The 12,419-nt window shown below is 67.7% G+C and carries 12 protein-coding genes; 4 read left to right on the top strand and 8 right to left on the bottom strand.

Going from position 1 to position 12,419, the window contains the following annotated elements; all coding sequences use genetic code 11:
* Positions 1 to 7: 7 nt before the first annotated feature.
* Complete coding sequence (locus tag NWF24_RS26960) at positions 8 to 886, top strand: lysophospholipid acyltransferase family protein (RefSeq protein ID WP_258351219.1); 879 nt, start codon at positions 8 to 10, stop codon at positions 884 to 886.
* Positions 887 to 890: 4 nt separating this feature from the next.
* Positions 891 to 1,880, top strand: a complete 990-nt coding sequence (locus tag NWF24_RS26965; protein WP_093056246.1) for a phosphatidate cytidylyltransferase — start codon at positions 891 to 893, stop codon at positions 1,878 to 1,880.
* 6 nt (positions 1,881 to 1,886) lie between these two features.
* Here NWF24_RS26965 and NWF24_RS26970 read toward each other — a convergent pair whose 3' ends face one another.
* Positions 1,887 to 3,950 carry a tetratricopeptide repeat protein gene (locus tag NWF24_RS26970; protein ID WP_258351220.1) on the bottom strand — a complete coding sequence of 688 codons (2,064 nt, stop codon included), beginning with the start codon at positions 3,948 to 3,950 and terminating at the stop codon, positions 1,887 to 1,889.
* A 150-nt stretch (positions 3,951 to 4,100) separates the two neighbouring features.
* Here NWF24_RS26970 and ruvC point away from each other — a divergent pair, with 150 nt between their 5' ends.
* Positions 4,101 to 4,649 carry a crossover junction endodeoxyribonuclease RuvC gene (ruvC, locus tag NWF24_RS26975; protein ID WP_093056250.1) on the top strand — a complete coding sequence of 183 codons (549 nt, stop codon included), beginning with the start codon at positions 4,101 to 4,103 and terminating at the stop codon, positions 4,647 to 4,649.
* 1 nt (position 4,650) lies between these two features.
* Here ruvC and NWF24_RS26980 read toward each other — a convergent pair whose 3' ends face one another.
* Positions 4,651 to 5,973, bottom strand: coding sequence for a serine hydroxymethyltransferase (locus NWF24_RS26980; protein ID WP_258351221.1), 1,323 nt, complete (start codon positions 5,971 to 5,973; stop codon positions 4,651 to 4,653).
* Between the two features lie 117 nt (positions 5,974 to 6,090).
* Between NWF24_RS26980 and NWF24_RS26985 the strand changes: the two genes are divergently transcribed.
* Positions 6,091 to 7,050 carry a LysR family transcriptional regulator gene (locus NWF24_RS26985; RefSeq protein ID WP_258351222.1) on the top strand — a complete coding sequence of 320 codons (960 nt, stop codon included), beginning with the start codon at positions 6,091 to 6,093 and terminating at the stop codon, positions 7,048 to 7,050.
* Positions 7,051 to 7,056: 6 nt separating this feature from the next.
* Here NWF24_RS26985 and NWF24_RS26990 read toward each other — a convergent pair whose 3' ends face one another.
* The 6 genes from NWF24_RS26990 to NWF24_RS27015 form a co-directional block, all read right to left on the bottom strand.
* Positions 7,057 to 7,536, bottom strand: a complete 480-nt coding sequence (locus tag NWF24_RS26990) for a hypothetical protein (RefSeq protein ID WP_258351223.1) — start codon at positions 7,534 to 7,536, stop codon at positions 7,057 to 7,059.
* A gap of 69 nt (positions 7,537 to 7,605) precedes the next feature.
* Positions 7,606 to 7,782, bottom strand: coding sequence for a hypothetical protein (locus tag NWF24_RS26995; RefSeq protein WP_164713437.1), 177 nt, complete (start codon positions 7,780 to 7,782; stop codon positions 7,606 to 7,608).
* Between the two features lie 23 nt (positions 7,783 to 7,805).
* Complete coding sequence (lpxC, locus tag NWF24_RS27000) at positions 7,806 to 8,729, bottom strand: UDP-3-O-acyl-N-acetylglucosamine deacetylase (RefSeq protein WP_258351224.1); 924 nt, start codon at positions 8,727 to 8,729, stop codon at positions 7,806 to 7,808.
* A 255-nt stretch (positions 8,730 to 8,984) separates the two neighbouring features.
* On the bottom strand, positions 8,985 to 10,199 hold the full coding sequence (gene ftsZ / locus NWF24_RS27005) for a cell division protein FtsZ (RefSeq protein WP_093056258.1): 1,215 nt from the start codon (positions 10,197 to 10,199) through the stop codon (positions 8,985 to 8,987).
* 170 nt (positions 10,200 to 10,369) lie between these two features.
* The gene (gene ftsA / locus NWF24_RS27010) at positions 10,370 to 11,599 is read right to left on the bottom strand and encodes a cell division protein FtsA (RefSeq protein WP_007832444.1); all 1,230 of its coding nucleotides are present in this window, start codon (positions 11,597 to 11,599) and stop codon (positions 10,370 to 10,372) included.
* A 30-nt stretch (positions 11,600 to 11,629) separates the two neighbouring features.
* A complete protein-coding gene (locus NWF24_RS27015) occupies positions 11,630 to 12,418 on the bottom strand; it encodes a cell division protein FtsQ/DivIB (protein ID WP_093078611.1) in 789 nt (262 codons plus the stop codon).
* Between the last annotated feature and the right edge of the window lies 1 nt (position 12,419).

Below are 12,419 nucleotides of genomic sequence, written 5' to 3' on the forward strand. Positions count from 1 at the left end.
CGCCCATATGCTGGCAAAGCTCACGGGTTGGTTGTTGTTGGGAATCGTCCGGTTGCTCACTGGCGCGCAGGCGCGCTGGTATGGCTGTCCGCCGAAAGCCGAGCAGCGCATCTATTTCGCCAACCACCAGAGCCACGCCGACCTCGTGATGATCTGGGCGGCATTGCCTGAAGAGCTGCGCAGCATCACGCGGCCTATCGCGGCGCGCGACTACTGGGCCAACACACCGGTCAAGCGCTGGATCACGACGGAGGTGTTCAACGCGGTGTACGTGGAGCGGCAGGCGACGGCGCCTGCTGCGGCGGCGGCACCTCCTGTACCCCCACCCGTGGTGGCCGAAGCCCCGCCAACACAACGGCCACTGCCGCCGATGCCTGCCGAGCGCATCGAGCCCTCGATGGAACCGCTGCTGCCCTTGACGCCGCCGGCACCGCCCGCAGAGACCGTGCCCGAAGCGCAGGGCCGGCTCGACCTTCCCGAGCCGCCCGCTCCGCCGCCTCCTCCAGAGCCGCCACCGCCCGCGGCGCCCGAAGAAATCCCGGTCGCTGCACCAGCCCCAGCCGTCGACCCACTCGCACCGCTCGTTGAAGCCCTGCGCAGCGGCGACTCCATCATCATCTTTCCCGAAGGCACACGCGGCCACACGGGCGAGCCGCAGAAGTTCAAGTCGGGCCTCTACACGCTCGCCACCATGTTCCCCGAGGTGGTGCTGGTGCCGGCATGGATCGACAACGTGCAGCGCGTGATGCCCAAGGGCGAGATCGTGCCGGTGCCCATCCTCTGCTCCGTTACCTTCGGCGCGCCGATCCGCGTCGAAGAAGACGAAGAACGCCGGCCCTTCCTCGACCGGGCGCGCGCCGCCGTGATCGCATTGCGCGACGTCTGACGACATGAACCAGTTCCTGCGCAACCTCACTCCGACCCACCAGGTCGCGGCGCTTTTCCTCATCATCTTCGGCGTGCTCGTGATCGTGAGCACCACGGCCTTCTTCCTGAGCTTCAGGGAAAAGCGCAACCCCGTGCACGACGCCACCTGGCAGGCCGAGCTCGCGCACTTCCGCGCGCTGCTGGGCACCACCTGGTTCATGGTCATCATTTTCTGGATCGGCTGGGCGCTGGGCGAAACCGTGGCCACCGTGCTGTTCGCGCTGATCTCCTTCTTCGCGCTGCGCGAGTTCATCACGCTCTCGCCCACACGGCGCGGCGACCACCGCAGCCTGATCCTCGCTTTCTTCGTGGTGCTGCCGATCCAGTTCTGGCTGGTGGCCACGGCGCGCTTCGACCTGTTCACCGTGTTCATCCCGGTGTACGTGTTCCTCGCGATACCGGTGGCGAGCGCGCTGGCCAACGACCCGAGCCACTTCCTGGAACGCAACGCAAAGCTGCAGTGGGGCATCATGGTCTGCGTCTACGGCATGAGCCACGTGCCGGCGCTGCTGCTGCTGAGCTTTCCGGGCTACGAGGGCAAGAGCGCGTTCCTCGTGTTCTTCCTGGTGTTCGTTGTGCAGACCTCGGTGTTGGTGCAGCACCTGATCTCGCGCCGCACCCAGCGCGCGCCCTTCGCGCCCAACGTGAGCCGCAGCTTCAACTGGACCAGCTGGGGCATCGGCATCGTGGTGGCGAGCCTGGTGGGCGCGCTGTTCTCGTTCATCACGCCGTTCAAGTTCGGGCAAGCGCTTGCGGTGTCGGTCATTGCCTGCATCGCGGGGTCGATGGGGCACCTGGTGATGAAGGCGCTCAAGCGCGACCGGGGCATTCCGAACTGGGGCCAGAAGGGCGTGGGCGTCACGGGTGCCAACGGCCTTCTCGACCGGGTCGATGCGCTCTGCTTCGCGGCCCCGATCTTCTTCCACTCCATCCGCTGGTACTTCAACGCCTGAGCCTCATCAGGCTCTGCGGCGCACCACGCGGTCGAAGGCCTGCTTCGCTGCGCGCCCGAAGGCCTTGGCCTTCAGCGCCTGCAGCTCGCGCGTCAACCGCGTGCGCTGCTCGGCCGACAACGCCGTGCCGAAACGGCCCAGCGCGGCTTCGAGCGCCGCGCGCTGCGCCTCCACGCGCCCCTGCCGGCCCTCGGCCTCGGCCAGCCATTCGCAGGCATTGGCGACACGCTCGCGCAGCGCGGCATCACCCGTATCGCCGAAGCGCGCAATGAGCGCGCGATACGCCTTGGCCTGCCCCACGGGATCGCCGAGCTTGTCGAGCGCCTTGGCCTTGTTGATCATCGACTTGGCGGCCCACAGCTGCAGCGCGCCTTCCCTCGCGCCGGTGGTACGCGCGATGGCCTCGTCGTAGCAGGCCACGGCCGCCTTGAGCTGGCCGGTCTGGCGCAGCGTGGCGCCCTTGCGAAACAGCGCGCCGACCACGCGCCCGCGCAGGTCCGGCAGCTCGGAGTTGCCCCAGCGCGCGACGATCTCGTCGTGCACCCGCATCTCGTCGTCGTGCAGGCCGAGACGGTCGAGCGCGGTGCTCTTGTACTGCAGGCACAGCGCGACCGTCTCCTGCATCTCCGTCGACGGGTCGGCGCCGTAGCGCGCGTCCATCGCGTCGGCCGCGGCGATCACTTCGGCAAAGCGATCCAGCGCGACCAGGCAGAAGGCCTTGTGGACGAGCGCCCGCGCGCACTGGCGGCGCAGCTCCGGGTGGGGCGATGCGGAATACGCGGCCAGCACTTCGTCGAACAGCGCGATGGCCTCGCGCGACTCGCCCGCATCGCCGTGCTTGCGGCCCTGTTTGACCTTGTCGCGCACCTCGTCGCGCAGCTCGGGCGGCAACTCTGCATCGGCCTTGCGCAACCGCTTCAGGCAGGCCAGGCGGCCGGCGGTGGCCTTGGCCAGGGTGTCCTGCAGCTCGGGCGTGGGCGTGTCCTTCAGCTGCTTCGCGAGTTGCTCGTACACCGCGAGCGCATCCTCGGGCCGGCCGAGCCGTTCGAGCAGCACGAAGCCCTTGTTGAGCAGCGCGCCCGCCACGGTGCGCTGCACGCCGGCATCGGTGTCCGCACCGAAGGTTACGAGCAGCCGCTCGCAGGCGGCCAGCGCGACCTCTCCGTCGTCCTGCTCGCGCAGCCCCACCGACCAGTCGTAGGCACGGCGCACGGCCATGCGGCGCACCTGCGACGACTCGTCGCGCCCGTAGCGGTCGAGCAGCCAGCCGACCAGCTCGGCGCGGTTCGCATGCTCGTCGATGCCGAAGCCGTCGAAGAACAGCGTCAGCGCCCGCACGCCCTCGATGCGCAGCTCGGGCGCCGCGTCGGCGAGGCCGGCCTCGATCTGGTCGGCCACTGCCAGGCACATCACCTGGGCCTGTGCGTGCTGCGCCAGTTCGCGCAGGTTCAGCACCGAGGCCAGGCGCGCACGCGCCACGCGCAGCACCACGCCGGGGTCGGTGCTGCCGTCGAAGCGCTCGATCACTGCTTCCAGCGTGGCAAGCGCGTCCTGCGGCAGGCCGCGGTGGTGTTCGATCTCGGCCTTGAGCAGCCGGGCCTCCACGCGCCACGCGTCGAGCGCGGCATCGGGCTGGCTGTCGAGCAGATCGCTCATGGCGTCGCAGGCTTCGCAGCGCGCCTCGGGTTCGTCGATCCACCAAGTGCGCTGATACAGCGCATGGGCGATGTGCTCGCGGATCGCGGGCTCGCTGCGCTGGCCGTGCGCGGCAATCAGCCGGTCGAGGGTGGCGAGCGCGTCGGCGGGGCGATGCATCTGGCGCAGCATGTGCGCCAGCAGGCGCAGCGCCTGGCAGCAGGGCACGACCACACCGACATCGGGTCTGGCTGCGTACTCGTCGAGCAGACGGGTACAGGCGGCCAGTGCCTCGTTGCGGCGGCCCAGGTCGTTGAGCAGTTCGATGCGGCGGAAGCTCGCGGCCGCACGTTCGGCAGGGTGCTGCTGCAGGCGTTCGATCAAGGCTTGCGCCTCGTCCAGTTGCCGCTGCGCGGAGGACTCGACTACATTCACATTCGCTTCCTTGTGTGGCGCGCCCCGCGGAAAGCGGGGCAGACTGTACGAATCGGCACGGATTCTGCCCGCGATAGCGCTGCTTTCGAGCGATAGTTCGGCCCCTTCTCTCTCCTCTTTGCACTGGCGTAAGCCTTTTCGCTTCCTTTCATGCGCATTCTTGGCATCGACCCCGGCTTGCAGACCACCGGCTTCGGCGTGGTCGACGCGGACGGCCATGCGCTGCGCTACGTGGCCAGCGGCACCATCAGCACCCGGCACCTGGGCACAGGCAACCTCCCGGCACGCCTGAAGGTGCTGTTCGACGGCATCGCGGAGATCACCGCGCGCTACCAGCCCGATGCGTCGGCGGTCGAAATCATCTTCGTCAACGTCAACCCGCAGTCGACGCTGCTGCTGGGACAGGCGCGCGGCGCCTGCGTGACCGCGCTGGTGAGCAACAACCTCTCGGTGGCCGAGTACACCGCGCTGCAGATGAAGAAGGCCGTGGCCGGCCACGGCCAGGCCGCCAAGGCGCAGGTGCAGGAGATGGTGCGGCGGCTGCTCGAACTGCCGGGCCTGCCGGGCGCCGACGCGGCGGACGCGCTGGGCATTGCCATCACGCACGCGCAGGTGGGGCGGTCGATGGCTCGGCTCGCGGAGGCGGCCGAGCTGTCGAAGACGCATGCCGGCACCTACCGGCAAGGGCGCTCGCGCTGACTCAGCGCACGATGTAGCGCAGCTCGCCGAGGCGCTTGCGGCGCTCTCGCACTTCAACGGCGACGGTGGCCGCATCCCCTGCCAGAGCCCGAGCAATCCAATCGGCCAGCTGCGGCATGTCGTCAGGCGTGAAGCCCAGGCGCACGATCTCCGGCACGCCAAGCCGCAGGCCGTTGATGTCGCCATCCACGGGTGCGGTCGGCAAGCCGATGCCGCAAGCCAGCAGGCTGCCTTGCGCGAGCTTCTTCGCCGCATGCTGCCCGCCGCCCCAGCGCGCCGCCTCGACCGCAAGCTGGTGCGACTGGGTGAAGCCGCGCGCCTTCGCGAACACGGGCAGGCCTTGCGCATCGAGCGCACGCGCCAGAGCCTGCGCGGTCTCGCGCATCGCAGCCGCATAGGCAACGCCATGCACCTTCCAGTCGAGCAGCCCGCGGGCCAGCGCGGCGGTGCGGCCCGCATCCGAGTTGGCAGTGAGGCCGGGGTAGGCGATGGCATCGATGCGCTCCATCAGTGCCGCGTCGTTCGACACGATCAGGCCACCCGCCGGGCCGCCCAGGCTCTTGTAGGTGCTCATGGTGATCGCATGCGCGCCCTGCTCGAGCGGCTGCGGCCACGCCTTGCCGGCCACCATGCCCGAAAGGTGCGCGGCATCGAACAACAGCTTCGCGCCCACGCTGTCGGCGATCTCGCGGATCGCGGGCACCGGATGCGGGAACAGGTTCAGGCTGCCGCCGATGGTGATGAGCTTCGGCTTCACCTCGCGCGCCAGCTTTGCCAGCGCAACCACATCGACCGTGTAGCCGTCGGCGTCCACCGGCGCGGAAACCGGCTTCAGGCCATACAGCCCAGCTGCGCCCGCCGCATGGTGCGTGACGTGGCCACCGATGCTGGGCGGCGGCACGATGATCGTGTCGCCGGGCTGGCAGGTCGCCATGAACACGTAGAGATTCGACAGCGCGCCCGAGCTCACGCGCACTTCGGCGAACTTCGCGCCGAACACTTCGGCTGCGAGCTCGGCGGCGACGACCTCGATGCGCTCGATGGCTTCCAGCCCCATCTCGTACTTGTCGCCCGGGTAGCCGAGCGAGGGGCGCGAGCCGAGCCCGCGCGACAGCAGCGCTTCGGCGGCCGGGTTCATCACGTTGGTGGCGGGGTTGAGGTTCAGTCCCTCGACATCGTGGATGCGATGGTTGTCGGCCACCAGCCGTTCGATCTCGGCGGCGACTCCCGCCGCGTCGCGCGCAGCGGCGTCGGCGGCGATGGAGAGCACATGGTCTTCGCTGGCGGCGGGAACCCAGGGGCGGCGTTGCAGGGCGGCTGGCATGCGGTGGATCTCGCTGGAAGTGGTGAATGGCCGCATCGTCGCCTGCCGCCGCCGGCCGGGCAAACCGGATAATCTGGGCCTGAGCCCTAGAAAAACTTGGCCTGAAGGATTGCTCCGATGCCACTCGCACCGCCCCGCCCCCGCCTGCCGCCGCACACGGCCGTGCGCGCCTTCGAGGCCGCTGCCCGCCACGGCAGCTTCGCGCGGGCAGCCGAAGAACTCTTCGTCACACCGGCTGCCGTCGCGCAGCAGATCAAGACGTTGGAGACCTGGGCCGGCGGCGCGCTGTTCGAGCGGCACAGCCAGGGCATTCGCCTCAGCGCACACGGGCGGCGCGCGCTGCCGGCGCTCAGCGCGGCCGTCGACCAACTCGGCCTGGCGGTGCAGGCGCTGCGCCACGAGACGCAGACCGCCGCACGCCTCAGCACGCTGCAGGTGGCTGCCTTGCCAGCCGTGGCGCAGCTGTGGCTGTCGCCGCGGCTCTCGAAACTGAAGGCCGCACTGCCCGGCGTGCAGGTGTCGGTCACTGCGCTGGAGCAGCCACCGAACTTCCGCCGCGAGCCTTTCGATCTCGGGTTGTTCTATGCGCGGGCCGGCGAGCACATCGAGACCGCTGTCGGCGCGCAGGCGATTCCGCTCGTACGCGACCGGCTGCTGCCCGTTTGCAGCCCACGCCTGCAGCAGGCGCTGCCCAGCGGGTGTCCTCGCCCGCTCGATGACCTGGCGGATCTGCTCACGCGCTGCGGTGGTCTGCACGACACCGTGTGGCGCGACGATTGGCCGCGTTGGCTGCAGGCTGTTCGCCCCGGTGTCACGACGGCCGAAGCCGAAGCAATGGCCGCCGGGCCGGACTTCTCGCTCTACAGCCTCGCACTGCAGGCCGCGCTCGATGGCGAAGGCGTGCTGATGGGCCGTGAGCGGCTGGTCGCGCCATTGCTTGCGCAAGGCAAGCTGCATGCGCCCTGGGGACGGCCGAAGGCGGTGGGAGACACGGTCATGCTGCTGGTGCCTGCGCACCGCAAGGGGCCGCTGCTTGCGCAGCAGGTGCAGGCCTTTCAGGCACTCGCCGCAGCCTGAGCAGGCCTATCGCCGGAAGTCCAATCGCCCGTTGGGCCAGCGGCCGTCGATCCGGCGGTTGTCGACGATCAGGCCCACCCAGGGCTGCGTGATGGCCGGATTGCTCAGGTTGATGTAGCGGCCCACGAGCGTGTCGGGATCGACATAGCGGACATCGAGCAGGGCCTGCCGCGCGCCGCCATCCCAATCGAACAGCAGGTAGAACCGGCTGCCGGCCACCCGCACGGTGGCCTTGCCCTGCTTCCACGCAGCTTCGGAATCACCGGGGATCGTCGGATTGGCGCCCCCATTCCAGCGGCTGGACCATGCGCCGACGATCGAGGACGGCGCGTCGTTCACCGGTGTGCCCCACGCAGGCGCGTTCGGGTCATCGGGCCTGCCGTGCAGTTCGATGCACTCGGCAAACGCTTCGATATCTACGCCATCCGGGTCGGGCGCATCTTCAACGCCGAATGGATTTCGGCTGGAGGAGGTGTTGGTGTTCATGGCGCCATCGTGCGCCGGAGCGTGCTGCCACGCATGCCGTTTCCGGACATGCGAACGAGGACGTAAAGGCTACGCCACGCGCTCGGCGATCAGCACCGCGAAGAAGCCGAACGCCGCCAGCAGCGTCCACTTCAACACGATCCATCCGATGCGCCGGTACTTGGCCTGCCCCGTGCCCGCATAGAACGCAAAGCACACGCCCGCCACCAGCAGAAGCAGCAGGATGGCCCAGCGAAAAAGAAGCATGTGGGACTAAAAGCGGACGTGGCCTACCAGGCGCGGGCGACTTCGCCGAAACCGCGCGGTGCGCGCTTCTCGTCCTCGAAGGTCACGACTTCGTAGGCGTCGCTGTGCGAAAGCAGTTCGCGCAGCAGCTTGTTGTTGAGCGCATGGCCCGAACGGAATGCGGTGTAGGCCGCCAGCAGCGGCTTGCCGATGATGTACAGGTCGCCCATGGCATCGAGGATCTTGTGCTTCACGAACTCGTCGTCGTAGCGCAGACCGCCCGCATTGAGCACCTTGGTGTCGTCCATGACGACCGCGTTGTCGAGCCCACCACCGAGCGCGAGGCCCTTGGTGCGCATGTACTCGACGTCCTTGGTGAAGCCGAAGGTGCGTGCGCGTGCGATGTCTCGGCTGTACGAGTCGGTGCCCAAGTCGAACTCCACGCGCTGGCCGGTGGAATTGACCACGCGGTGGTCAAAGTCGATCTCGAAGCTCAGCTTGTAGCCGTGGTACGGCTCCAGGCTCGCCCACTTCTCGTTGGCGCCCTCGCCTTCGCGCACTTCGACCTTGCGAGTCACGCGGATGAAGCGGCGCGGCGCCTTCTGCAGCGCGATGCCCGCGCTTTGCAACAGGAACACGAAGGACGAGGCCGACCCGTCGAGGATCGGCACTTCGTCGGCCGTGATGTCGATGTAGAGGTTGTCGATGCCCAGGCCCGCGCAGGCCGACATCAGGTGTTCGACGGTCTGCACCTTGGCGCCGCCGGTGGAAACGGTGGATGCAAGGCGCGTGTCGGTGACCGCCTCGGCAGTCATGCGGATCTCGGCTGGCTCGGGCAGGTCGACGCGGCGGAACACGATGCCCGTGTCGGCCGGGGCCGGTCGCAGGGTCAGCTCCACGCGTTGGCCGCTATGGAGCCCCACGCCCACGGCGCGGCTGATCGACTTGAGGGTTCGTTGTTGCAGCACGGCCGGGATTTTAGGCGCCCGACGGGCATGGCGCCCTATGCCCCTCGCTATGGCACCGATAGACATGGGTTCTATGCAATCCCGCCAAATTGGCGCGAAATGGACGCAAAGGGCACGAGGTGAGCGCAGCGCCTAGAGTCAGCAGACGTCCCTTTCAGGTCGTCCCTGTGCCCCTTGCGAACCCTCGTGCCCTCTGCGTCTGGCCGAGTTCACCCCACGATGGCCTCCAGCGAGACCATCGAACGGGGTGTCCTCTTAATCAGCCTGGCGGCGCAGGAAGGCCGGGATCTCGAAGTCGTCCATGCCGCCCGAAGACAGCGCGTCCACCTTCGCTGCAGCCATCGTGCGGTTGGTGCGCCACACGCTGGGAACGGCCATGCCGTCGTAGTTGGGCTGGCTGTGGCCGCCACCACTGGCGTGCCCCGTACCACCGAGCGTCGGCACGTTGAACGGGATGTTGTCGGTGCCGGTGCGGATCACTTCCAGCGTAGGTGCCTGGCGGCGGGCATCGGCACGCGACAGGCCGGTGGCCACCACGGTCACGCGCATCTCGTCGCCGAGGCTGTCGTCGTATGCGGCGCCGTAGATCACGTGCGCGTCCGGCGAAGCGTAGGCGCGGATGGTGTTCATCGCGAGCTTCGATTCGTTCAGCTTCAGCGAGCCCTTCGATGCCGTCACCAGCACCAGCACACCCTTGGCGCCCGAGAGGTCGATACCTTCGAGCAGCGGGCAGGCCACGGCCTGTTCGGCGGCGATGCGCGCGCGGTCCGGGCCGGCTGCGGCAGCAGTGCCCATCATGGCCTTGCCGGGCTCGCCCATCACGGTGCGCACGTCTTCGAAGTCGACGTTCACGCCGCCGTACTCATTGATGATTTCCGAGATGCCGCCCACGGCGTTCTTCAGCACGTCGTTGGCTTGCGCGAAGGCTTCGTCCTGCGTGACGTCTTCGCCCAGCACGTCGAGCAGCTTCTCGTTGAGCACAACGATCAGCGAATCGACGTTCGCTTCGAGCTCGGCCAGGCCGGCGTCGGCGTTGGTCATGCGACGGCCGCCTTCCCAGTCGAAGGGCTTGGTCACCACACCCACGGTGAGGATGCCCATTTCCTTCGCGACGCGCGCGATGACGGGAGCAGCACCGGTGCCGGTGCCGCCGCCCATGCCGGCCGTGATGAACAGCATGTGCGCGCCGTCGATGGCCGCGCGGATGTCGTCCACCGCGAGCTCGGCCGCTTCACGGCCCTTGTCGGGCTTGCTGCCGGCACCCAGGCCGCTGGTGCCGAGCTGGATGATCTTGTGCGCGCTGCTGCGCTGCAGTGCCTGTGCGTCGGTGTTCGCGCAGACGAACTGAACGCCCTGCACACCGCGCTCCATCATGTGGGCGACCGCATTGCCGCCGCCACCGCCAACACCGATCACCTTGATCTGCGTGCCCTGATTGAACTCTTCGACTTCGATCATTTCGATGGTCATTTTTAACTCCTTGAATCTTGCAGTTGCCGTTATGTGTCTATGAATAATTCTTGTGCCGTGACGAGATCAACGATGCGTCCGTCACGATGGTGGACCTGTTCGTCGCCATCGCTCGTTGAAATGCAATGGAGGGCTGCCACGCGCGAGCCAGAGTGGAGACTTGATCATGGCTAGAAATTCCCCACGATGAAGTCTTTGAAACGTCCGAATGCAGTCTTTACCGACCCATTCTTCTGTGCAACCTTGAAGCCACGCATGCGCGCAAAACGTGCTTCTTCGAGCAGGCCCATCACCGTCGCTGCGCGAGGCTGCGCAACCATGTCTGACAGCGCGCTCGAATACTTCGGGATGCCGCGGCGCACGGGCTTCAGGAAGATGTCTTCGCCGAGCTCGACCATGCCGGGCATCACCGCGCTGCCGCCCGTGAGCACCACGCCCGACGACAACACCTCTTCGTAGCCCGACTCGCGCACCACCTGCTGCACCAGCGAGAAGATCTCTTCGATGCGCGGCTCGATCACGCCGGCCAGCGCCTGCTTGCTCAGCATGCGCGGGCCGCGATCGCCGAGGCCCGGCACTTCGACTTGCGTGTCGGGGTCGGCCAGCAGTTGCTTGGCATAGCCGTTCTCGACCTTGATGTCTTCCGCGTCCTTCGTCGGCGTGCGCAGCGCCATGGCAATGTCGCTCGTGATGAGGTCGCCCGCGATCGGGATCACGGCCGTGTGGCGGATCGCGCCGTTGGTGAAGATCGCCACGTCGGTCGTGCCCGCGCCTATGTCGACCAGCACCACGCCGAGTTCGCGCTCGTCCTCGGTCAGCACCGCCTGGCTCGATGCCAGCGGGTTCAGCATCAGCTGGTCGACTTCGAGGCCGCAGCGGCGCACGCATTTGATGATGTTCTCGGCCGCGCTCTGCGCACCGGTCACGATGTGCACCTTGGCTTCGAGCCGCATGCCGCTCATGCCGATCGGCTCCTTCACGTCCTGGCCGTCGATCACGAACTCCTGCGGCTCCACCAGCAGCAGGCGCTGGTCGCTCGAGATGTTGATGGCGCGGGCCGTCTCCACCACGCGGGCCACGTCGGCGGGCGTCACTTCCTTGTCCTTCACCGCCACCATGCCGCTCGAATTGATGCCGCGGATGTGGCTGCCGGTGATGCCGGTGTAGACGCGGCTGATCTTGCAGTCGGCCATCAGCTCGGCCTCTTTCAGGGCCTGCTGGATGCTCTGCACGGTGGCGTCGATGTTCACCACCACGCCGCGCTTCAGGCCGTTGCTCGGCGCGATGCCGAGGCCGGCCAGCTTGAGCTCGCCTCCGGGCAGCACTTCGGCCACGACCACCATCACCTTGGCGGTGCCGATGTCGAGTCCTACGACCAGGTCTTTGTATTCTTTAGGCATTGAGATATGTCCTCGATTTCTCGATGAGCGCTACTTGATTTTTCTTGGGGCCTCTGGCGAGACCGTGGTGACGCCGCGCAGCCGCAATGCATACGCGTCGTTGTGTCGCAGGTCGGCGCCCTCGACGTCGGCCATCGTGCGGCGGTACTGGCCCGCGACCTGGGTCACGGTCTTCAGGAACCGCTGCAGGCGGGCCGTCACCTCCTCGCTCTGGCCGCGGCCGAGCTCTATCTCGGCACCGCTGTCGAGCACCACCTTCCAGCTGCCCCGGCTCGACAGCGTGAGCTCGTCGATGCTCATGTCGTAAGGCTGGAACTGCGGCTGCAGCACGCGGTACATCCCCAGCACCTGGCCGGCCTGTTCGATCGGGCCATCCAGGCGCGGCAGGTTGTCGTCCACCTCCGCCACGTTGGCCTCGAACACGTCGCCGAAGCCGTTGATGAGCTTCGAGCCCGCGTCGTCGCCCCAGTTGGCAACCGGCACCTGCTCGGTCAGCGTCACGCGCAGCTTGTTCGGGAACTCGCGCCGCACCACCGCGCTGCGCACCCACGGCACCGACTCGAAGGCAGCGCGTGCGCGCCCCAGGTCGATGGTGAAGAAGTTGCCCGTGAGCTGCGGCGCCACGTTGGCGCGCAGCGTGACCGCGTTGTTGTGCGTGACCTCGCCGTCCACCTTGATGCCGCCGATGGGGAAGAAAGGCTGCCGCAGCACCCACCACGCACCCGCCGCCAGCAGCATGAGCGCCACCATCGCGAAGGCAATGTTCGCGACGATGTTCATGAGCTTGACGTCGAAGGGAGCGGGGATGCTGTCGGCCATG

The sequence above is a fragment of the Variovorax paradoxus genome (assembly GCF_024734665.1).
Lineage (GTDB): Bacteria > Pseudomonadota > Gammaproteobacteria > Burkholderiales > Burkholderiaceae_C > Variovorax.